Origin of the sequence: Devosia sp., from assembly GCF_034675085.1 — a bacterium.
Lineage (GTDB): Bacteria > Pseudomonadota > Alphaproteobacteria > Rhizobiales > Devosiaceae > Devosia.
In genome coordinates, this window is the sequence record NZ_JAUCDN010000016.1 from 1 (window position 1) to 21883 (window position 21883).

Annotated in this window: 18 protein-coding genes and 2 pseudogenes; 14 read left to right on the forward strand and 6 right to left on the reverse strand. The window is 65.9% G+C overall.

Annotated elements, in window-relative coordinates:
- Both fliM and VDP82_RS02235 read right to left on the reverse strand, forming a co-directional pair.
- Nucleotides 1-665 (reverse strand): annotated as a pseudogene (gene fliM / locus VDP82_RS02230) (flagellar motor switch protein FliM); the annotation flags it as partial.
- Nucleotides 665-1156, reverse strand: a complete 492-nt coding sequence (locus VDP82_RS02235; RefSeq protein WP_323013207.1) for a flagellar basal body-associated FliL family protein — start codon at nucleotides 1154-1156, stop codon at nucleotides 665-667. The gene VDP82_RS02235 and the pseudogene fliM, both read right to left, overlap by 1 nt.
- A 283-nt stretch (nucleotides 1157-1439) precedes the next feature.
- Between VDP82_RS02235 and flgF the strand changes: the two genes are divergently transcribed.
- The 9 genes from flgF (at nucleotide 1440) to VDP82_RS02280 (ending at nucleotide 9736) form a co-directional block, all read left to right on the forward strand.
- A complete protein-coding gene (gene flgF / locus VDP82_RS02240) occupies nucleotides 1440-2180 on the forward strand; it encodes a flagellar basal-body rod protein FlgF (RefSeq protein WP_416347065.1) in 741 nt (246 codons plus the stop codon).
- A 14-nt stretch (nucleotides 2181-2194) separates the two neighbouring features.
- Nucleotides 2195-2980 (forward strand): flagellar basal-body rod protein FlgG, encoded by a 786-nt coding sequence (flgG, locus tag VDP82_RS02245; RefSeq protein WP_323013208.1) that lies wholly within the window; start codon nucleotides 2195-2197, stop codon nucleotides 2978-2980.
- Nucleotides 2981-2994: 14 nt separating this feature from the next.
- Nucleotides 2995-3939: a flagellar basal body P-ring formation chaperone FlgA gene (gene flgA, locus VDP82_RS02250; RefSeq protein ID WP_323013209.1), complete on the forward strand. Its 945-nt coding sequence runs from the start codon at nucleotides 2995-2997 to the stop codon at nucleotides 3937-3939.
- A gap of 18 nt (nucleotides 3940-3957) precedes the next feature.
- Complete coding sequence (gene flgH / locus VDP82_RS02255) at nucleotides 3958-4695, forward strand: flagellar basal body L-ring protein FlgH (RefSeq protein WP_323013210.1); 738 nt, start codon at nucleotides 3958-3960, stop codon at nucleotides 4693-4695.
- 204 nt (nucleotides 4696-4899) lie between these two features.
- Entirely contained in the window at nucleotides 4900-6396 is a 1497-nt protein-coding gene (locus VDP82_RS02260; RefSeq protein WP_323013211.1) for a carboxypeptidase M32, read from the forward strand.
- A 237-nt stretch (nucleotides 6397-6633) separates the two neighbouring features.
- Complete coding sequence (locus tag VDP82_RS02265; protein ID WP_323013212.1) at nucleotides 6634-8238, forward strand: ABC-F family ATP-binding cassette domain-containing protein; 1605 nt, start codon at nucleotides 6634-6636, stop codon at nucleotides 8236-8238.
- 109 nt (nucleotides 8239-8347) lie between these two features.
- A complete protein-coding gene (locus tag VDP82_RS02270; RefSeq protein ID WP_323013213.1) occupies nucleotides 8348-8779 on the forward strand; it encodes a curlin in 432 nt (143 codons plus the stop codon).
- 7 nt (nucleotides 8780-8786) lie between these two features.
- On the forward strand, nucleotides 8787-9173 hold the full coding sequence (gene csgH / locus VDP82_RS02275) for a curli-like amyloid fiber formation chaperone CsgH (RefSeq protein ID WP_323013214.1): 387 nt from the start codon (nucleotides 8787-8789) through the stop codon (nucleotides 9171-9173).
- Between the two features lie 152 nt (nucleotides 9174-9325).
- Nucleotides 9326-9736: a curlin gene (locus tag VDP82_RS02280; protein WP_323013215.1), complete on the forward strand. Its 411-nt coding sequence runs from the start codon at nucleotides 9326-9328 to the stop codon at nucleotides 9734-9736.
- A 12-nt stretch (nucleotides 9737-9748) separates the two neighbouring features.
- Here VDP82_RS02280 and pbpC read toward each other — a convergent pair whose 3' ends face one another.
- The 4 genes from pbpC to VDP82_RS02300 all read right to left on the reverse strand — a co-directional run bounded on the left by pbpC (nucleotide 9749) and on the right by VDP82_RS02300 (nucleotide 18473).
- Nucleotides 9749-11785 carry a penicillin-binding protein 1C gene (gene pbpC, locus VDP82_RS02285; RefSeq protein ID WP_323013216.1) on the reverse strand — a complete coding sequence of 679 codons (2037 nt, stop codon included), beginning with the start codon at nucleotides 11783-11785 and terminating at the stop codon, nucleotides 9749-9751.
- 89 nt (nucleotides 11786-11874) lie between these two features.
- Entirely contained in the window at nucleotides 11875-17358 is a 5484-nt protein-coding gene (locus VDP82_RS02290; protein WP_323013217.1) for an MG2 domain-containing protein, read from the reverse strand.
- A gap of 122 nt (nucleotides 17359-17480) precedes the next feature.
- On the reverse strand, nucleotides 17481-17900 hold the full coding sequence (gene dksA, locus VDP82_RS02295; protein ID WP_323013218.1) for an RNA polymerase-binding protein DksA: 420 nt from the start codon (nucleotides 17898-17900) through the stop codon (nucleotides 17481-17483).
- Between the two features lie 153 nt (nucleotides 17901-18053).
- Nucleotides 18054-18473 (reverse strand): flagellar assembly protein FliX, encoded by a 420-nt coding sequence (locus tag VDP82_RS02300; protein WP_323013219.1) that lies wholly within the window; start codon nucleotides 18471-18473, stop codon nucleotides 18054-18056.
- 225 nt (nucleotides 18474-18698) lie between these two features.
- Here VDP82_RS02300 and VDP82_RS02305 point away from each other — a divergent pair, with 225 nt between their 5' ends.
- The 5 genes and pseudogenes from VDP82_RS02305 to VDP82_RS02325 form a co-directional block, all read left to right on the forward strand.
- Nucleotides 18699-19823 carry a flagellar basal body P-ring protein FlgI gene (locus VDP82_RS02305; RefSeq protein WP_416347066.1) on the forward strand — a complete coding sequence of 375 codons (1125 nt, stop codon included), beginning with the start codon at nucleotides 18699-18701 and terminating at the stop codon, nucleotides 19821-19823.
- Nucleotides 19823-20137 carry a rod-binding protein gene (locus VDP82_RS02310; RefSeq protein ID WP_323013220.1) on the forward strand — a complete coding sequence of 105 codons (315 nt, stop codon included), beginning with the start codon at nucleotides 19823-19825 and terminating at the stop codon, nucleotides 20135-20137. The genes VDP82_RS02305 and VDP82_RS02310 overlap by 1 nt, the downstream gene beginning before the upstream one ends.
- Complete coding sequence (locus tag VDP82_RS02315; protein WP_323013221.1) at nucleotides 20138-20605, forward strand: flagellar protein FlgN; 468 nt, start codon at nucleotides 20138-20140, stop codon at nucleotides 20603-20605.
- Nucleotides 20606-20708: 103 nt separating this feature from the next.
- Complete coding sequence (locus VDP82_RS02320; RefSeq protein ID WP_323013222.1) at nucleotides 20709-21041, forward strand: hypothetical protein; 333 nt, start codon at nucleotides 20709-20711, stop codon at nucleotides 21039-21041.
- 227 nt (nucleotides 21042-21268) lie between these two features.
- A pseudogene (locus VDP82_RS02325) lies at nucleotides 21269-21883 on the forward strand (hypothetical protein); the annotation flags it as partial.

The following is a 21883-nucleotide window of genomic DNA, read 5'->3' on the forward strand; positions in this document are numbered from 1 at the left end:
ACCGGCTCGAAGGCGCGGCGGGTGTCTTCCAGGATGATCTCGATCATCTTGCGCGCCAGCGCCATCTCTATGGTGGTATAGGGCCGCCCCTCGACGCGGATATTGCCCCCGCTGCGCCGTCCGCCCAGCAGCACGTCGATCATCGAATAGATGAGGCTCGAATCCACCGTCAGCAGGCCGTAATTCTCCCATTCCTCGGCCTTGATGACCGAAAGAATGGCCGGCAGCGGGATCGAGTTGAGATAATCCCCGAACCGCACCGAGGAAATCGAATCCATCGTCACCTCGACATTGTCCGAGGTGAAATTGCGCAGCGATGTCGTCGCCAGCCGCACAAGGCGGTCGAAGACGATTTCGAGCATCGGCAGGCGTTCGTAGGAGACCAGCGCCGAATTGATCAGCGCCTGCACGCCGGTCAACTCGACATTGCTGCCCACGCTGGCGTCAAACCCGAGCAGAGAATCGATCTCGTCCTGGTTGAGCACCCGGTCGGCCCCGCCCTCTTCGGTGTCGGTGCCTTCCAGCATGGCGGCCCATTCGGCGGCGGCGGCTGCGGCCTTTTCTTCCTCGGTCATGCTGTCTTCGGGCGCGGCCGCGCCCGAGAGGTCGACATCGTCGAGTCCCCAGTTTTCAGCCAGCTTGTCCTGTTCGGTTGGCCCCGCCATCACTGCACCAGGATTTCCTTGAACAGGATCGATTCCACCTGGCTTGGATAGATGGCGACATTGACGCGCCGCAGCAGTTCTTCCTTGAGGCGATAGATTCCCGCCGAACCTTCGAGGTCGGATTTGCGCAATTCGCGCAGATAGACCTGGAAGGCATCCGTGACCTTGGCCAGCCGGGGCTGGATTTCAGTCATCATCTCCTCATTGGCCACTTCCAGCGCCACGGTGAGCTTCATGAAGCTTCCGGCCTGGCCATCATTGTTGAGATTAACGATCATCGGCGGCAGGTTGAAGATGAAGGTGTCGGCAGGGGCCGCCGGCGCCGCCTCGGCGCTATCGGCGGGCGCTGCCGTCTGCGCGGAGGAGAGGAAGAAGAACAGCCCCGCCCCGCCCAGCAGCACCACGATGGCCGCAGCCCCGATGATGATGAAGAGCCTGGGGATGCCTTTTTTGGCTTCCGCGCCGCCTTCGGCTTCTGCTTCCACCGCCATGCAACCTGCCCTATTCCTGCTTTTCGGGCGATTCCGCCCCTCAGCTTGAGCTAAGCGCCCGATGGTTAACGATTGGTTACATTTACCCCTGCGCCGGCAAATTTTGCCGGGCAGTTTTTACCCGATGCGGAAAGACTGCGCCGGCAAGCCCAACCGGGAGCGGTCCCTATCTATCTGATTTTATTAAATTTTTCAGACTGGCATGGTTTCTGCAAAGTAAACGGCGAGGCAGCCGCTTGGGGAAGCGTGCCGCCTCGGGGACGTTAACTTCCGGGGACCGGCAATGATCGGGAATGCGCAACTTATCAGCCTCAGCCGGCAGATGGCTCTGCAAAGGCAGATGGATGTGGTGGCCAACAACATGGCTAACCTCAACACCACCGGCTTCAAGGCCGAGCAATTGCTGTTCGAGGAATACATCATGCCGGTGGCGCGCGATAAGGACTTTCCGCGCCTCGACCAGCCCCTCTCCTACGTGCAGGACTGGGCAACCGTTCACGACATGTCCTCGGGTGCGCTGGTGCAGACCGGCAACGCGCTCGATGTCGGTCTCAACGGCGAAGGCTTCTTTGCCGTGCAGACCCCGGCGGGCGAGCGCTGGACGCGCTCGGGCGCCTTCCAGCTCAACGCCACCGGCCAGCTTGTCGATCTCAACGGCAATCCCGTGCTGGGCGAAGGCGGCCCCATCCAGTTCGGCCCGCAGGAAAGCGACATCACCATCGCCGCCGACGGCTCGATCAGCAGCAGCGCCGACGTCAAGGGCCGGCTGCGCATGGTCGAATTCGCCAATGTCGAGGAACTGACCCGCCAGGGCAGCAATCTGTGGGCTGGCGGCACCCCGCTTCCTGCCACCGCTACACGCGCCATGCAGGGCTTCATCGAGCGCTCCAATGTCTCTGGCGTGGCGGAGATGAGCGAGATGATCCGCGTCACCCGCGCCTATGAATCGCTCGCATCCCTCACCACCAAGCAGGATGAATTGCGCCGCAATGCCATCCAGCGTCTTGGCGACGCCAACGCCTGATCGGAGGACAAGCCATGAAAGCTCTCTATATCGCCTCCACCGGCATGGGCGCCCAGGAGCGCAACGTCGAAGTCATTTCCAACAATATCGCCAATATGCGCACCACTGGCTACAAGCGCCAGCGGGCCGAATTCGAGGATCTGCTCTACCACCAGATCACCCGCGCCGGCGCCACCACCTCCGACACCGGCACCATGGTGCCGGCGGGCCTCGAGATCGGCTCGGGCGTGCGCACCGTCTCCACCCCGCGCGTCATGAGCCAGGGCGGCGTCAACGTCACCGAGCGCGAGCTGGACGTGGCCATTCGCGGCGAAGGCTTCTTCATGGTGCAATTGCCCGACGGGCGCACCGCCTATACCCGCGACGGCTCCTTCGAGCGCTCCGCCGAAGGCGAGCTGGTGACCTCGACCGGCTATTCCATCGATCCGGGCATCGTCATCCCCGGCACCGCCTCGTCGATCACCATTTCGCCCGATGGCATCGTCAGCGCCTATCTCGACAACGAAAACATGCCCACCCAGGTCGGCCAGCTCCAGCTCGCCCGCTTCGTCAACAAGTCGGGCCTGGAATCCATGGGCGACAACCTGTTCCTGGAGACCGCGGCCAGCGGTCCGGCGCAGGTCAGCGTCCCCAATATCGCGGGCTATGGCAACCTGATGCAGAACTACCTGGAAATGTCGAACGTCAATTCCGTCACCGAAATCGCCGACCTCATCGCCGCCCAGCGCGCCTACGAGATGAACGCCCGCGTCATCTCCGGCGCCGACGAGATGATGCAGGCAACCAGCCAGCTGCGTTGATGGGAGGGGTGAAGATGATGCTGCGTTCCACGCTTTCCGGCCTTGCCGTCCTGCTGCTGTCCGGCGCCGTCACGGCCGCCCCCGTCCTGCGTGCCGATGTGGTCGTCACCAATGCCATCGTCACCATGGGCGACATGTTCGACGATGCCGGCGCCCAGGCGGAGACCCCGCTCTTCCGCGCGCCCCTGCCGGGCACCACCGGGCTGGTGAATATCGGCGACATCGACGCCGCGCTGCGCCGCGCTGGCCTGGCCTCCATGGCCGCCAACGGGCTCACCGCCGTGCGCGTCAGCCGCGCCGCCGCCATCGTCGACGAGGCGCTGTTGAGCGCACTCATTGCCGATGACCTGCGCACCCGCGGCATCATCGGCGACGGCATGAGCATCGACGCGCTTTTTTCCGTGCCCTTCATTCCGGTCAATGCCGAGGCCGTGGCCGAACCCGCCACGCTCCTTGCCCTGCGCTACCTGCCCGGCAGCGGCGCCTTCACCGCCCGCTTCGCCATTGCCGGGCGCGAGCAGGCGCTCGACCTGGCCGGTTCGATCGAGGTGCTGGTGCAGACGCCCCATATCAACGCCAGCCTGCCGGCCGGCACCCTGCTCATGCCCGAAAATATCGAGATGCGCACCGTGCCGCTCAAATTCGTCGAAACCACCGGCATGCTGCGTCTCGAAGACGTGCTGGGCAAGACCCTCGTGCGCCAGAGCCGCGAGGGCATGATGCTCAAGCCCGCCGACGTCACCACGCCCCTGGCCGTGCTCAAGAACGATCCGGTGACCATCTATTTCCGCAACGGTCCCATGACCCTCAGCGTCAAGGGCCAGGCCGTTTCCAGCGCCGCCGCCGGTCAGCCGGTGCAGGTGCTCAACCTCATGTCCAAGCGCGTCATCAGTGCCACGGCCATTGCCAGCGGCACCGTCGAAGTCAGCGCCCGCCCGCTCACCATTGCCGGCCTCTAGGGGTCAGGAGAAACCATAATGAATATCGCCAAGATCGCCGCCCTCCTGACGCTTCCCGCCCTGCTGGCCGGCTGCAACACCATGGATCAGCTCGCCAGTGTCGGCAAGGCGCCCCCGCTCACCGCCATCAGCGACCCCACCACGGTCGCCGGCTATCAGCCGGTCAACATGCCGATGCCCGCGGCCATTGCCGACACCTACCAGCCCAATTCGCTCTACCGCACCTCGGCCAAGGGCTTCTTCAAGGACGAGCGTGCCCACCGCATCGGCGACATCCTCACCGTGATGGTCACCATCGATGACAGCGCCAAGATCGCCAACACCACCCAGTCGAGCCGCTCCAGCACCAATTCGGCCGGCATGGGCGGCATTTTCGGGCAGGTGGTGGACAATGTCAGCAATGGCAATATCGACCCCTCCGATCTCATCTCGCTGGACTCGGGTCTGAACAATCGCGGCAATGGCTCGGTCAACCGCTCGGAAAGCCTCACCACTTCGGTGGCCGCCGTCGTCACCCAGGTCCTGCCCAATGGCAATCTGGTCATCGAGGGCCGCCAGGAAGTGCGCGTCAACTTCGAGGTGCGCGACCTCATCGTCGCCGGCATCGTCCGCCCCTCCGACATCCAGGCCAACAACACCGTGCCCTCGTCCAAGATCGCCGAAGCCCGCATCTCCTATGGCGGCCGGGGCCAGATCACCAATATGCAGCAGCCCCGCTATGGCCAGCAGGCCATGGACGCCATCCTGCCCTTCTGACGCTCTTCCTCTTGCGCACATTCCCCCAATGGTGCGCAAGGGGCTCCCCGCGGCGCCCGGAAGCGCCGTGCGGGCCGCGGCCCAGAACAGGCCCGGCCCTTTTCCCCGAGGCGCAGTCTCCCCGGCTGCGCCTCTCCCCATTCCGGCCTTGCCCCATCGCCCCGCTTGTGGAACATCGCGGGCCAACAGCGATTGGAGCCTCTCATGTCTTTCCAGAAACTCGATACGCTCGGCCACAAGCTCGAAGCGCTTGAGCACGCCCTGTCCATCCTGGGCGCCGACGAGGCCACCCATATGGCTCCGGGCGGCGGAGAAAAGCGCGCCGAGGCCATGGCCACGCTGGCCGGCATGTATCACGCCCAGGCCACCGCGCCCGAAATCGCCGACTGGATCGCGGCAGCCAAAGCCGAGGCGCTGGATGAGGACCAGGTTCTGGCACTGGGCGAATTCGAGCGCGGCTACATCAACGCCACCTGCCTGCCCACCGAGTTCGTCGAGCGCCGCACTGCGGCCACCATGCGCTCCGAGCAGCTCTGGCGCGAGCTGCGCGCCAAGGGCGACTGGGACAGCTTCGTTCCGGCGCTGGAAGGCGTCGTCGCGCTGGTGCGCGAGGAGGCGCAATTGCGCGCCGACGCGCTGGACCTGGCGCCCTATGACGCGCTGATGGAGCAATACGATCCCGGCAACCGCACCGCCGATCTCGATCTCGTCTTTGCCGATCTCAAGAGCTTCCTCAAGGATTTCGTACCCGAGGCGCTGGCCGCGCAGGAGGAGCGCCTCGCCCGCCGCCCGCGCAAGCCGCTTAACGGCCCCTACCCCATCGAGAAGCAGCGCGAGCTGGGCCTGGCCGCCATGCGCGCCGTGGGGTTCGACTTCACCCATGGCTCGCTCGCCGTTTCGCACCATCCCTTCTGCGGCGGCGTGCCCAGCGATGTGCGCATGACCACGCGCTACCGCACCGACGAATTGCTCTCCTCGCTCATGGGTGTGCTGCATGAAACCGGCCATGCCCTTTACGAGCAGGGCCTGCCCAAGGCGTGGTCGCACTGGCCGCTGGGCAAGGCGCGCGGCATGGGCATGCATGAAAGCCAGAGCCTGTTCGTGGAAATGCAGCTCGCCCGCAGCCCCGAATTCTGGGAATTCGCCCTGCCGCTGGTGCATCTGCACCTGGGCGCAGACGCCATTCCCGGCTGGGATGTCGCCGACATCCTTGCGGAAGTGAACCATGTCGAGCGCGGCTATATCCGGGTCGACGCCGACGAAGTCACCTACCCGCTCCACGTCATCCTGCGCTACGAGCTGGAGCAGGAACTGGTCTCGGGCAAGCTGGAAGCCAGTCAAATTCCGGAGGCCTGGGACGCCAAGATGGTCGAGTATCTGGGTATTTCCACGATTCTCGATCCCAAGGACGGCCCCATGCAGGATGTGCATTGGCCCGGCGGCGCCTTCGGCTATTTCCCCAGCTACACGCTGGGCGCCATGATCGCCGCCCAGCAATGGGCCGCCCTGGAAAAAGCCCTGCCCAATGCGCGCGACACCATGCGCAAGGGCGATTTTTCCGCCATCAACCAGTGGCGCGCCGACCATATCTGGTCGCAGGGTTCACGCTGGTCGACGCCCGATCTCATCACCCGCGCCACCGGCGAACCCCTCAACGCCGATTATTTCAAGGCCCATTTGCGCCAGCGCTATCTGGGGTGAGGTCGGCTCCATCCCCAAACACCGGCAGGCACCGGCGCTGCCCACGGGCTTGACCCGTGGGCCAGATTGCGAGCCCCATGGCAGCGACGGTGGATGGGAGGGCGCTTGGCTTAAGCCCCGGTTGACACCGCATCAGAACACCCTATCTTCCCCCCATCCGCAGCACTGACCGGACGGTACCCATGGATTTCCAGACGAACGACTGCCCTTCCCGCATCGCTCATCTGGATTCTGCCCATGCCTGCCTCCGTTTCCCTGCACCAGCTTTCCTGGTCCACCCCCGATAACCACCCGCTCTTTTCCGGTCTCGATCTTGCCTTCGGCCCCGGCCGCACCGGGCTGATCGGCCGTAACGGCATGGGCAAATCCACCCTGCTGCGCATCATTGCCGGCGAGATCGCGCCCCAGGCGGGCAGCGTCACCGTCAGCGGAACGCTGGGCATGCTCGCCCAATCGGTGCAGGTGGAGGGCGATGAGACCGTCGCCAGCCAATTGGGCATCGCCCAGGACCTGGCCCGCCTCGACCGGCTCGAGCGGGGCATCGGCACGCTGGAGGACGCCGAAAAGGCCGACTGGATGCTCCCCGGCCGCATCGAAACCGCCCTCTCGGACATGGGCCTTCCCGCCCTTGAGCCGGAGCGCCCCCTTGCTGCCCTCAGCGGCGGCCAGCGCACCCGCGTCGCCCTTGCCGCGCTTGTCCTCGCCTGGCCCGATCTGATCCTGCTCGACGAGCCCACCAACAATCTGGACACCGATGGCCGCGAGGCCGTGATCGGTCTGCTGCACCGCTGGCGCGGCAGCGCCATCGTGGTCAGCCATGACCGCGCGCTGCTGCGCGAAATGGATGCTATTGTCGAGCTGACCACGCTGGGCGCAACGGTCTATGGCGGCAATTGGGACCATTATGCCGAACGCAAGGCGCTGGACCTCGCCAGCGCCGAGCACGACCTGGCCGTGGCCGAGCGCCGGGTGAGCGAGGCCGAGCGCAAGATCCAGCAGACGCGCGAGCGCCAGGCCCGCGCCGACAATGCCGGAAAGCGCAAGGCCGCCAAGGGCGACATGCCCAGGATCCTGCTCGGGGGCCGCAAGGAAAATGCCGAGAACACGTCAGGCGGCAATTCGCGCCTGGCCGAACGTCTGCGCGGCGAGGCCGGCAGCGCCGCCGGCGCGGCGCGCGCCCGCATCGAGGTTTTGACGCCATTGACCGTCAAGCTCACCCCCACCGGCCTGCCCGCCGGGCGTGTGGTGCTGGAAGCGACCGGCCTCTCCGGCGGCCCCGATACGCAGCCAAATCTGATCCGCGATTTCTCGCTCACCCTCACCGGCCCCGAGCGCATCGCCCTGACCGGCCCGAATGGCAGCGGCAAGACAACACTGCTGCGCCTGCTCACCGGCGCCCTGCCGCCCGTCTCCGGCGCGGCCCGTATCGCCGTGCCCTTCGCCCTGCTAGACCAAACGGTAAGCCTGCTCGATCCGGCGCTCTCCATCCGCGACAATTTCCTGGCGCTCAATCCCGGGGCCGACGAACTGGCCTGCCGCGCCGCGCTGGCCCGTTTCATGTTCCGCGCCGATGCGGCGCTGCAAATCGTGGGCACGCTGAGCGGCGGGCAGATGCTGCGGGCGGGCCTTGCCGCCACCATCGGCGCCGACCGCCCGCCGCAATTGCTCATTCTCGACGAGCCCACCAACCATCTCGACATCCACGCCATTGCCGAGGTGGAAGCCGGCCTCAGGGCCTATGACGGCGCGCTGCTTGTGGTCAGCCACGACGCCGATTTCCTTGCCGCCATCGGCTTGGAGCGAACCATTCTGCTGGAAGATGGCGGAGTGAAAATTCAATGAACGCTGCCTGAACCGGCGTTTCAGGCCCGGTTCGGGCTCGCCTCCTTATTCATCGGGTCATCACCACAAGGCGCTCCGAGCGAACGCCACCCAAACGAGGAGAGACCAAATGATCCGCACCGTCGTCATCGCCGCCATCGCCGCTTCCGCCATCGCCGCCGCTTCCCCCGCCATGGCCAACGACATCTTCATCCACCAGTTCGGCTGGGGCAACGGGGTGGGTGGGAGCCAGAGCGGCTGGAACAACGTCTTCGGCGCCCATCAGACCGGCAATTTCAACACCGGCCTCTCCAACCAGTCCGGCGGCAACAATGTCAGCGCCATTGGCCAGCAGGGCAACAATAATTACGGCGATGTCTGGCAGAATGGCTGGAACAATGCCGGCGGCGTCGGCCAGTTCGGCTCCAATCATACCACCATCCTCACCCAGGACGGCTTCGGCAACACCGCCGCCGGCGTGCAGGTCGGCAATGGCTGCAACGCCAATATCGTGCAGAACGGCGCCGGCAATATTTCCGCCTTCGTCCAGGCCTGCCCGTGAGGATGACATGAAAGCCCTGTACAGAATTGCTTTCATCGCCGCTCTGGGTCTCGCCGGCACCGCCATGGCCGCCCAGACGGGCAAGGCGGACTACACCAGCCCCGACCTGCGTTGCGGCATCTCCGTCAAGGCCGAGCGCAACCTGCTCGTCATAGAAGGCTCGGTGCTCAGCCCTGTCGCCCTCTCCGGCCAATACCGCTTCGCCATCGACAGCCGGGGCAGCGCCGGCACGGCCAGCATCAATCAGGGCAGCGCCTTCAGCGCCCATCCCCATGAAGTCACCCCGCTGGGGATGGTCACGATCAATGCCACCGCCGTGCCCCACATTACCCTGGAAGTATGGGCCGACGGAGAACACTTCGATTGCTCAGAGCCCTTCATCCGTCCCATCTGACATCACCAGCCCCATGGAAAGCCCCGGGAAACCGGGGCTTTTTATTTTGGCATGGTGAACGAAATCTGAATGCACCGCTCCCCGCCGGTTCAGACACGCCCTGCCATCCTGCCTCCATGGACTGAAACACCAGTCCAACAGAGGAGACCCAAATGTTCGCCAAACCCCTTGCCGCCGCCGCAACCGCCCTCATCATCAGCGCCGCCGGCTTTGCCAGTCCCGCCATGGCCGCCGGCCAGATTTCGCTGAGCTTTTCTCCCACCGATCCCGACCAGCAGCAGGCCCTGGGCATGGGGCTGCGGCTCTTTTCCGTGGTGCAGGGACTGTCCGCCACCGGCGCCAACGGCATCCAGAACGGCAATTTCAACGCCGCAGGCTTCAACCAGACGGGTGCCAACAATCACGGCCTGATCATTCAGGATGGCAATGGCCATCAGGGAACCATCAGCCAGAACGGCAACAACAATAGCTGCGGCCTGTTTCAGTTCGGCCAGAACACCAATGCGCAATGCGCCCAATACGGCAATGGCCAGTCCGGCATCACCACCGTGTTCGGGTTTTAAGCCGGGCCCGCATCAGTCCACAAACACCCGCACACTATCCCCCTGCCCTTTGGCATCCACCACCGAAAGCGTCACATAGCCCGGCCCATCGGGCGTCCACAGGCTCTGCCGGGCAAATTCCGGCCTTCCGAACGGCGCGCCATTGGCAAAGAAGGTGAAGGGCGGCACGCCGTTGCGCACCTTGACCATGAGCGGGCTGGCCTCGCCCGAGGCCAGTCCCAGATCGACATCGACGCCATCGCCGGGATAGGCGATTTGCGGGGCGGCCTGCCGCGCCACCATGGATTCATTGGGGTGGCGAAAGCGGCGGAGCGGCGCCGGCAAATCGGGATTTGAGGCTAGGATCGCTCCCGGCGGCGCCCGCCGCAGCGGCGCCTTGCGATTGCCGATGCGATCGAAGGCCTCGAACAGCACCGGCGCCGCCCCGACGATGCCCGAAAGCCCCGGCACCGGCGCCCCATCCGGCCGGCCCACCCAGACGCCGATGACGGTGCGCCCGTCAAAACCGATAGCCCAGGCGTCCCGGTAGCCATAGGACGTGCCGGTCTTGTAGGCGATACGGCCGGGCGAGCCATTGAGCGGCGGCGGCACATCGGCCAGGATATCGGCGACATACCATGCCGAGACCGGGTCCAGCACCGGCGCGGATGTGCCCGGCTCGGGCTGCGGTCCCACCCCATCATGGAGCTGCACCGGCAGGCCGCCATTGGCGATGGCGGCATAGCTCGACACCAGCTCGCGCAGCGTGATCCCCACCCCGCCCAGCCCCATAGCCAGGCTCGGCGCCGCCCCGGCCGGCAGGCGCGGATCGGCATGGGCGCGGCGCAACCGCGACACCAGCCGCGCCGGTCCCACCGCATCGAGCACCACGACGGCCGGAATATTGAGCGATTCCGTCAGCGCGTCGTGAATGGTTACCGTGCCCCGGTTGAAACCGTCGAAATTGACCGGCAGGTAGGCCCCGAAGGCGGTCGGGCGGTCTTCGATGAGGCTTTGCGGATGCGCCAGGCCCAGCTCGAACGCCAGCCCATAGATCAGCGGCTTCAATGTCGAGCCGGGCGAGCGCACCGCCCTGGTCATGTCGACAAAGCCGGCGCTTTCGCTGGCGAACAGCCCCGCCGACCCCACCGAGGCCAGCACGTCGCCGCTCTCGATATCGGCGGCGACGATGGCCACCGAAACTTTCGGGTCGATCAGCCGGGCCCGCGCCGCCGCCAGCCGCTCCAGCGCCTCCTGCAAGCGCCGGTCCAGGGTCAGGGCCACCTGCCGCGCGCCGGGCTGGGCGCGCACCGCCTGCTCGGCCATATGGGCCGCCAGCATGGGAAACTCCCGCCGCGCCGTCGGCACCGGCTCGTGCCGCGCATAGTCGGCTTCTTCTTCGCCCAGGGCGCCCATGGCCACCAGCCGGTCGAGCACCATGTCGCGGCTGCGGCGCGCCGCCGCCGGGTCGCGGTCGGGCCGGCGGGCCTCGGGCGATTGCGGCAGCGCCACCAGCAGCGCCGCCTCCGCCGTGGTCAGCCGCGCCGGCTCCTTGCCGAAATAGGCCAAGCTCGCCGCCCGCACCCCCTCGATATTGCCGCCATAGGGCGCAAGGGTGAGGTAGAGATCGAGAATGTCGCCCTTGCCCAGCTCATGTTCCAGCCGGTCGGCATGCACCATCTGGCGCAGCTTGCCCCACAGATTGCGCGTCGGCTCGCCCTCGATCAGCCGCGCCACCTGCATGGTCAGCGTCGAGCCGCCCGAAACGACGCGCCCCCCGGCCCCGATAAATTGCAGCCCCGCCCGCAGCATGGACGACCAGGCGATGCCGTCATGCTCGGCAAAGCCGCGATCCTCATAGGCGATCAGCATGTCGAGAAAGCGCGGATCGACATCGGCCCGAGCCGTCGGCAGGCGCCAGCGGCCATCGGCAGTGGTAAAGGGGCGCAGCAATTGCCCTTCCCGGTCGGTCACCGTCGCCGAAACCGGCATACTGGCCAGCGCCGGCGTCGGCGGCAGGCCGCGCACCAGTTCGGCCAGCATCATGTTGACCTGGATAATTCCCGCCATCACCAGCGCAAAAAAGAGAAAGCCCGCCAGCGCCGGCCGCCACGCCTTGCGACGCGGCGGCGGCGAAACGGGAGGGACCGGCGGGCTGGTCATGGTCCGGACGCGGCGACCTCGATGCTGCCGCCGGCCAGATTGGCGCGGAATTCGGGACGATACATGTCCTCCACCGTGGCGCCCGGCAGGGCGAAGACGCCCGGCGACACCGCCCGCACCAGATAGGCCGTGGTGATGGTTTCCGTCGACGAATAATAGCGGAAGGCCGCCACATATTGGTCGGTGCGCGATTCCACATGCACCGGCCCGTCGAGCAACAGCCAATCGAAATCATTGGCCCCTCCACCCGCCGAAAGATCGGGGTTTTCGATCTCGAAGCCCGCCGGCAGCGGATCGGCCACGATATACTGGCCCGAGCCGAGCTGATCCGGCCGCACCGTCAGCACCACCACCAGCCGGTCATTCTGGCGCAGGGGCTCGCTCTCGATATCGAAGGCGCTGCCATCGAGCCGGTAGTAATCGCGGCTTAGGGTGAAGCCGTGATGGCTCGCCTCCGGTGGCGTCACCGGATAACCGGTTACGCTGACAGTGGCTTCGCTGTCCGCCTTGCCGGCATTGGCTATCCTTACCGGCGCGAATCCCGCCTGTTCATAGGCGCTGTAGATCTGCCCCGACAGCGGCTCACCATTGAGCGTGATCGAGCCATCCATGCTGGCATCGCCCAAAGCGGCGGCGGCAAGCAGGGTCCAGCTGTTCTCCTGCGTCGAGGTATAGCGTACCCCGTCGCGGAGCCTGGCCAGGTCCTGGGTCAGCGCCGGGAGATCGACGCCCGCCGGCTTGAACTCCGCCGCCAGCGCCAGCACGCCCGCCGTATCGCGCAGGCGCGTGCCATAGTCGCCGCGATAGCCGCTTCGGCTGTCGCCCAGACTGTCCACGGCGGCGACGAAGGCCGATTTGGCCCGCATCGGATCGCCGTAAAGCGCCAGCGCCGCGCCCAGTTGCGCCTTGGCCAGCGGCGAGCCGAAGGCATTGAGCCGCGCCTCGTGATAGTAGCGCAGATCGCCCATGGTAGCGCGGCCAGCGCGGGCCAGGTCGTAAAGCGCATAGGCCACGTCCTCCCCGCCCCCGTCGAAATCGCTGGCATAGGCCAGCTGGTTGGAGAGATTGTCCAGCGCCTGGCTCAGCGCCCGCTCCGGCACGCCATAGCCGGCCGCATCGGCCCGCAGCAGGAAGTCGGTGACGAAACCGTCTAGCCACATGTCGCCGCTGTCGAACGGTCCCCAGAGCCCGAAGCCGCCTGCCGAATTTTGCTTGGCCAAGAGGCTGGTGATGGCGTCCTTCACCGTCTGGTTGAGCTTTTCGTCTCCCGCCGTGCCGATAAGCTTGGCCACGTCGTTGAGATAGAGCAGCGGCAGCGCCCGGCTCGAAACCTGCTCGGCGCAGCCATAGGGATAGCGGTCCAAAGCCAGCAGCAGGCCGGGCACGTCGAGCCGCGACAGCGGACCGATGGCCAGCGTCATCGCGCCGGTATTGGCCATGAAGCCATCGAAGAAATCTTCGCCCACGACCACGTCTTCCCCCGCCGGCAGCGAAAGCAGCGTCCTTTCAGTAACCGGTGCGCTAAGCGGGCGCACGCCCAGCGTCAGCTCCTTGGTCTGCACGCTGCCGTCCGGCGCGGTGATGGACAGAGCCAGCGGCCAGTCGCCGATGGCCATCCCGGTGAGGGGGAGCGACAGCGCCTGCCGCTCGCCTTCGCCCAGGCTCACCACATGGTCCTCGCCCTCGGTGCCGATACCGGTGCCGCTGGACAGAGCCAGCCCATACTCGCCCGCCTCGCCGCCGACATTGTTGACCTCGACCAGAAGCCGCGAGACGTCATCGACGCGCAGGAAGCGGGGCGGGCTCAAGGTCACCACCACCGGATCGCGCACGATCACATCGGCGGAGGCATGGCCCACGGCGCTGGCCGTCCAGGCCATGGCCATCACCCGCACCGTGCCGGAAAAGTCCGGCATCTCGAACTCGATTTCGGCGGTGCCGTCCGCTCCCACGGTGACGATGCCCGAATGCAGCGCCACCAGCACCGAGGTGGCCGGAGGCGTGCCGGTGCGCGCCGAGCCGCCATCCCCGCCCGAGCGCAATGCGCCGGCCAGCCCCTGGGTGGGGTCGATCAGATTGCCGTAGAGATCACGGATTTCCATGCCCAGTTGCCGCTGGCCGAAATACCAGCCATCGGGATCGGGCACCTTGAAATTGGTGAGGTTGAGAATGCCCAGATCCACCGCCGCGACCGCCACATAGGCGGTTTCGCCGGCAGCGAGATTGCCCAGCTTCACGCGGGTGGTAAAGCTCTGGCGCGGCAGGGTTTCCGCCGGCGCTTCCAGCTTGACGTCGAGCTTGCGCTCGCCCGGATCGACATCGGCGAAGGCCAGGCCCAGCGCGCGCGAAGGCATGCGCTTTTCGGCGGCGTCGGCCGGCCGGTAGAGAATGGCCGTCACATAGGCGCCCGGCCCCCATTCCTCGGTCACCTCCAATGGCACGGTGGTGCCCCCCTCGGGCACCTCCACCGCCTGCATGGCGATGAGGCGATTATCGATCACCATCACCAGCGCCGTGCCGGCAAATTGCGGGTCGAGCTTGAGCTGGGCGGTTTCGCCGACGCGATAGGCCGGCTTGTCCAGCGCCACCTGCAAGGTGTCGGGCGTGTCCGAGCCGGCATCGGCATAGTAATAGCCGGCATAGAATTCATAGCTCGATGAGGTGGCGTCCGCCCCGCGGCTGTTCACCTCGACGCGATAGAGCCCCCAATCGACATTGGCGCCGATCGTGGCCGGCCCGCCTTCGGGCGTATCGGCCACGCCGCTCGCCACGAGCCGTGTGCTGGTGATGGCTTCCCAGCGCCAGGAACTGCCGTCGCGATACCATTGATAGCTGGTCTCGACGCGCGAAATGGTCCAGTCGAGCCCCTCATGGGCCACCGCCTTGCCCTCGGGCGACACGGTGACGATCTGGAACTGCGCCTGGCTGCCCTCGCCAAGCCCGCTCGTATCGGCAAAGACCGGCTTGATACCAATGCGCTCGCCGCTGGCCAGAACCGGCCGGCTGATGCTGCGCTCAATGGCGCGGCCATTGCTGTCCACCAGCCACAACAGCACCTGCGCTTCCTGCGGCCGCGTCGTCGCCTCGGTTTCCGGCAGGGCGATTTCGGCCACACCCTTGCCGGCTTCGTCGGTCACCCCCACAAGGCCCAGCGGCTCGCGGCTGGTTTCGGCGGTGTCGTCGCGCCGCCCGAAGCTGTAGCCGGGGAAGCCCGCAAGGCTCCAGGTGGGCCGGATGATGGCATCGGCCTCGATGGACAGGTCGGGCGCCGTCGCGCCATAAAGATAGCGCGCCACCACGTCGATGGGCGTCACCGCCCCGATTTCCATCGGCCCTTCCGGCGCCGTGACGTCGAAGGCCAGCCGCTCGGGCTCGAAATCTTCCACGAGGAAGCTGGTGCTGGAAAGCGCCGCCGCCTTGGGGTCGGCATAGAGCCGCGCCGTCCAGGAGCCGCGCATGGCTTCTTCCACCAGCGGCAGCACCAGGAAATAGCTGCCCGCGCCCTGGTCATCCAGAACCTGCCTTGTCGAGATCACCCCGTCCGGCCGCTCGATTTCCAGCGTCAGCTTCAGCCCGCTCACCGCCTCGGCGCGCTCATTGCGCAGCAGTGCGGTCAGATACACCGTTTCGCCCGGCCGGTAGACACCGCGCTCGGTGGTGGCGAACACATCCAGCGGCCCCGGCGAGGGCCTGCCCTCGACGCCCCGGTCGGTGAGGTCGAAAGCGGGGCGCGACAGGTCGAGAAAGGCGTAATCGCCCGCCCCGGTTTCCGCCGTCAGCAATTGCGCCGACCGGCCGCCCACGCCGCGCGCCAGTCCTGGCGCAAAGACCACGCGGCCATCGGCATCGCTCACCGCTTCGCCCAATATATCGTTGTTGCGCGCCACCAGCCGCACCGTGGCGCCCGCCACCGGCTGGCCGTCATTGAGCCCGCGCACGAAGGCATGAACGCCGTCATCGCCGGCAATGGTGGTCAGCCCCAGATCGGTGACGATGAACCATTGTGTCGCCAGGTCCTGCCAATAGTCGAGATCGCTCCCCTTGATCTTGGCGGTAATGACATAGGCCCCCGCTGGGCGGTCGCCCAGAACCTCGGCGACCGGAATGGCGGTGGTGACCATCTCATTGGGCTGGCTGCGGGCGAGATCGACCTCCCCGGTCCAGATTTCCTCGCCCACGCGTTCGGCGATGTCCTCGGCGCCATATTCGCTGAGATCGCCCTGGAAAATGCCCTCGCGGATGGCGCCGGCGACGCCCCGGTCGCCGATGCGGTAAATCATGATCTCGGCGGTTTCGGCATTGACCGAAGTGATCGGCAGCCCCCCGCCCAGCCCGGCCGGCATCACATAGGCATTATTGGCAAAGCCCACGAAGGGCGCGCGGTCGGGCACATAGACGTTCAGCGTCACATCCTTGAGCAATTCCTCGCCATCGGCCGAGGGCAGCCCGGCGCGCAGGCGGATGGAGTAGCGCTGGCCATGGCTGAGCCCTTCGACGCAAATCTGCTCGCGCCCGGTTTCCACCGCCGCCTGGGGTGTGTCGGCCACCACCACATAGCTCGAAAGATCGGCGCCGCCGCCAGGCAGCGGCTCGGAGAACACCGCGCAGATGCGCGGCGAAGCGGCATCTGCATCGATCACATGGTCGGTGACGCGGAAGCCATGCTCGGCCACGATCTTGTCCAGGTGCTCGGCAATCGCCGCATTGTCGGCAAGGCTCAGGCTCAGCCGGTAGCCGGCGATCACCTCGCGCCATTTGCCGCGATATTCCATGGCATTGGCCAGCGCCGCCAGCGCATTGGCCCGGTCGATGGGCTCGCTCGAGCGCAGGAAGGCATTCATCGCCGCCGCGCTCGCCATCAGGCCCAGATTGTAGCTGTCGTTATTGCCGTTATCGAGCAGTTCCTCGCCCCGCTCCAGCGCCGTCCGGGCCAGGGCTTGCCACAGCGCCGGATCGTTGGGGTTCATCGCCAGCGCCTGGCGATAGGCAAGAATGGCGCCGGCACGGTTTTCCGCATCCAGCGCGTCATTGCCCGCCTGGATCAGCTCGCCATAGCTGGCCTTGGGCGGCGGCGCGTCGGTCTGCGGCAACTCCCGCGCCAGCCGCTTGGCCGCATTGATCAGATCGTCAGGAAAGAAGGGCAGTTCGGCCCGGCGCTCGGCCTCGAGCTCGTCCGGCGTCAGGCCCCGCGTCACCAGCCCCGAAACCGCGCCGGTGAATTCGGCCCGCTCCCCCGCCTCGGCCTTGAGGAAGCACCATTTCGACTTGCTGTTATAGGTGAAGGCCCGGCAGATAGTGTCGTCGCTGCATGCGGCCGAACAGGCATCCAGGCTCGTGTCCTTGACCACATCATAGTCAAAGCCGGGCAGGTCGATATTCTTGAGCAGCTCGACATCCTGGCCCGTCGCCAGCGCAGGCGCACCCAGCATCATCATGGCGACGAGGCCCAGCCACCCCAGTTTCGAGCCGATCCGCGCCATCCCGTCCTCCCAGCCTGATGAAGCCCCATTGTGATCCAGAAGTCGGGGCGGAGACAAGGCGGCAATTTTATGCGGAAAGGCCCGCCATCGGCGGGCCTTTCAATAGTCGTTCGGCGGCGGGCTTATTCGTCCCGATAGACCTTCTCGCGCCGCTCGTGCATTTCCTGGGCTTCCAGGCTCAGCGTGGCGATGGGCCTTGCGTCCAACCGGGCAATGCCGATGGGTTCGCCCGTTTCCTCGCAGAAACCATAGGTGCCGTCGTCGATCCGCTTGAGCGCCGCGTCGATCTTGGCGATCAGCTTGCGCTGGCGGTCGCGGGTGCGCAGCTCCAGCGAGCGATCGCTTTCCGAGCTGGCGCGGTCGGCCATGTCGGGGTGGTTCTGGCTTTCTTCCTGCAGGCTTTCCAAAGTCTCGCGACTTTCGCGCAGGATATCGTCTTTCCAGGCATTGAGCTTGGCCCGGAAATATTCCCGCTGGCGCGAGTTCATGAACGGCTCGTCGTCACTGGGCCGGTATTCCGATAGTTCTACTCCCGAAGACATCAGTAGACTCAACTCCAATGCACCTCTGTGGCGGCCTATATAGGCGTCTGGCCCCCCTCGGGCAAGCGCACATGACACGGGCTGCTTAATGCGCGAAAGGCTTAGCGCATCAGGCCTCTAGCACGGGAATGACAACAAATTGATGATCCCGCCTCAGAGGACGGGAAAGCGCCCGGTCTTGGCCAGCTCCACGCGCACGCGCAGCTCGATGTCGTCGAGCAGCCCGTCCAGCTCGGGCAACGAGCGTTCGCGCGCCTCGGCCAGGATCGCCATCATCCCGTCCAGCCGCTCTCCGCTCACCCGCCCCAGCAGCAGGTCGGCCCGCATGTCGTCGAGCAGATCGAGCAGGCTCCTGCCCCGCCGCACCGCCTTGCGCCGCGCCGTCGCCGCGTCGTCCACCGCCTGCAAGGCCAATATGGCCTCGATGCCCGCCATGGCCTGAACCGGCATCTGCCCCGCCACCCGCGCCGGGGCCGACCCGCCCGCCGGCACGAAATCCACGCCACCGCCGGCCCGGCTCGCGGCCGAGCCCTTGGACAGGGCGGAAGAGCGGTTGACGGTGTCGATGCGCAAAATCGGACTCGGATCGGTTTGCTGACGGCATGGGCAAAATCTGCCGCCAGTCGTTAACAAGGCCTTAACATGCCCGGCAAGAATTGCTCACCCCGCGGGGTCGCCAGCCTTCTTCCAAAAAATCTACCTTTAGAAACAATCACTTCTCCACTTGGCACGCTTTTCGCAACATCCCTGGTGAATGCCGGCCATGGGGATGGCGGGCCCGACGACGGGGATTGAAGGATGACCAGATCGATGCTGCGCACGCTGATGGCCGGCGCGCTCGCCATGACGATGGGGCTGCTGCCGGCCCTGGATGCCTTTGCCGCGCCCGCGCGCATCAAGGACATCGTCGACATGGAAGGCATCCGCGAGAACCAGCTCGTGGGCTATGGCCTCGTCGTCGGCCTCAACGGCACCGGCGACAGCCTCAACAATTCCCCCTTCACCAAGCAGTCGCTGCAATCCATGCTGGAGCGGCTCGGCGTCAACACCGCCGGCGAGAATGTGCGCACCGCCAATGTCGCCGCCGTCATGGTCACGGCCAATCTGCCGCCCTTCGCCACCCAGGGCTCGCGCATGGACGTGTCAGTCGCCGCTTTGGGCGATGCCGACAGCCTGCAAGGCGGCACGCTGCTGGTGACCCCGCTGGTGGGCGCCGATGGCGAGGTCTACGCCATTGCCCAGGGCTCGGTCTCCATCAACGGCTTCAAGGCCCAGGGCGACGCCGCCACCATTATTTCGGGCGTGCCCACCACCGGCCGCATTTCCTCGGGCGCGCTGATCGAGCGCGAGATCGATTTCCACCTGGGCAGCCAGACCTCGCTGCGCCTCGCTTTGCGCAATCCCGACCTGACCACGGCGCGGCGCATCGCGCTGGCGGTCAACGACTTCATCGGCGCCCCCACCGCCACCCCGGAGGACCCGGCCACGGTGCGTCTCACCCTGCCGCGCAATTTCAACGGCAATATCGTGGACCTGCTCACCGATATCGAGCAGCTCATCATCCAGACCGACCAGACCGCCCGCATCGTCATCGACGAGAATTCCGGCATCATCGTCATGGGCAAGGATGTGCGGGTATCGAGCGTGGCGGTGGCCCAGTCCAACCTCACCGTCACCATTGCCGAAAACCCCACCGTGGTGCAGCCCAATCCGCTGAGCAATGGCGTCACCGCCGTGGAGAACAACACCACGCTCAATGCCAATCTCTCCGAAACCGCACTGAACGTGGTGCCGGAATCGGTGACCCTGCAACAGCTGGTGGACGGGCTCAACGCGCTGGGCATTTCCCCGCGCGATCTCATCGCCATCCTCCAGGCCATCAAGGCCACTGGCGCCCTGCAAGCCGAAATCGAGGTGCTGTGATGCCACACGCCATCCAGCCGCCCGGCTCCAGCCTCACCCCCGGCCAGATCGCGCGCGTGCGCCAGCAGGCCGAGGAATTCGAGGGCGTCTTCCTCAACACCCTCACCAAGGAACTCTTTTCGTCCATCAACACCGACAAGGACGCCATGGGCGGCGGGTTCGGCGAGGAAACCTGGCGCTCCATGCAGGCCGAAATCCTTGCCGACACCATGGCCCGCAATGGCGGGCTGGGCATCGCCGAACAGATGCTGCCAGACCTGCTCGCCTTGCAGGAAGCCGCCAACAACCAGAACAGATTGCCGGGAGCCCTATAGATGACCGCCGCTTCACGCCTCGCCGCCCTCGATTCCCTGCCCGCCGAGGAGCTGTGCTCCATGGCCGAGACCACCCTGGCCGCGCTGGTCGACGTCATGAACCAGGAAACCACCCTGCTGCGCGCCGGCCATATCCGCGAGGCCGGCGCCCTCACCCCCGACAAGACGCGGCTGGCGCAGGACTATGTGAGCTTTGCCCGCTCGGTGCAGCGCCAGGGCGAGCGCCTCAAGGCCCAGGCCCCCGCCGCGCTCGAACGGCTGCGCCTGGGCCATGACCGCCTCGCCACCCAGATGGCCGACAACCTGCGCGTGCTGGCCACCGCCCGCATGGTCACAGAGGATATCCTCACCGATGTCGCCAAGGTGGTCGGCCAGCAGGATAAGGCCAGGACCTATGGCCGCGCCGGCACCATCACTGCCGATCCGGCCAGCATGGCGCGTGGAATCGCAGTCAATCGCGCACTTTGACTTGCCGCAACTTGAATTAATTGCCGGCGATTCAAGTAACCACCGAGATATGGAAATGAACTAGGGCTGCCAGATGGTATTTCATTGATGCAGGGACAGCGTCATGATTACGGCAGTCATTTCCGAAGCGCCCCTCCCCGGCGGCACCTACATGAACGAGTTTCGCAATCGCCCCGTCGCGGGCGAGCGCACCGTGCTGCCCAACAGCGCCCCGGCGGCTGCCAAGCCGCAGGCCCCAGGCAACAACACCCATCATACCCCCGACCGGGAAAAGCCCCCCGCCGAGCCGCGCGATCATTCCTCCATGTTCGCCGCCGCCGTCATCGCCGGGCAATTGCCCCCCACCCCGCAAACCATGGAAGAGCTGATCCGCCGCATCGGCTCCAGCGAAATTCCCGAGGAGTCGCAGGCGCGGCTGCGTGATTTGCTGGCCTGATCCGGCACAACAGTTAACCTCCGGGTGTAACGTCCCGCCATAAATGAAAAAATCCCCAAGGCCCCGGTAACCGGGGCCTTTTTCTTGCCCGGCGCTCAATTTGCCCCGGCAATTCGTCCAAAGTTTCGGCGCCCGTTTAACGGTTCTTTATGACCTCCCGATCAAAGTCGTCCAGACCTCAGGAAGAGGCTTCGTAGTATCGCATACTCCTAGAAAGGGAATGGACAATGTCCGATATCTCGCTCTCGAAAGCCGTTCGCTCGAACCTGCTTTCCCTCCAGAACACCGCGACCATGATGGCCAAGACGCAGGAGCGTCTCGCCAGTGGCAACAAGGTGAACTCCGCCCTCGACAACCCGTCCAGCTTCTTCACCGCCTCGGCCCTGAACAGCCGCGCCGGCGACCTGAACGCGCTGATCGACTCGATGGCCAACGGCGTCAAGACGCTGGAAGCCGCCGACAATGGCCTTTCCGCCATTACCAAGACGCTGGAATCGATGCAGTCGACCCTGCGCCAGGCCCGCCAGGACAAGTCCTTCCAGGTCGATACCTATGAAGTCGCCGCCGGCAGCACCCTCAAGGTCAATGGTGGCCAGTTCGGTGTACTCACCGAAATCAAGCTCCAGGAAGCCAGCGGTGGCACCAAGGCCTCCGTGGCGTTCGCAGCCGCCTATGGCGATGCGACTCCGGCCGATGCCTCCCAGGGCGTGGGCGCCCGCACGCTGATCGAACACACCGGCGGCGGCTTCGGCGCCAACTCCAAGCTGCGCATCGACGGTAAGGAAATCACCCTCACCGCCGCCTCGGCCGACGCCACCGCGCTGCAAACCAACATCAATGCT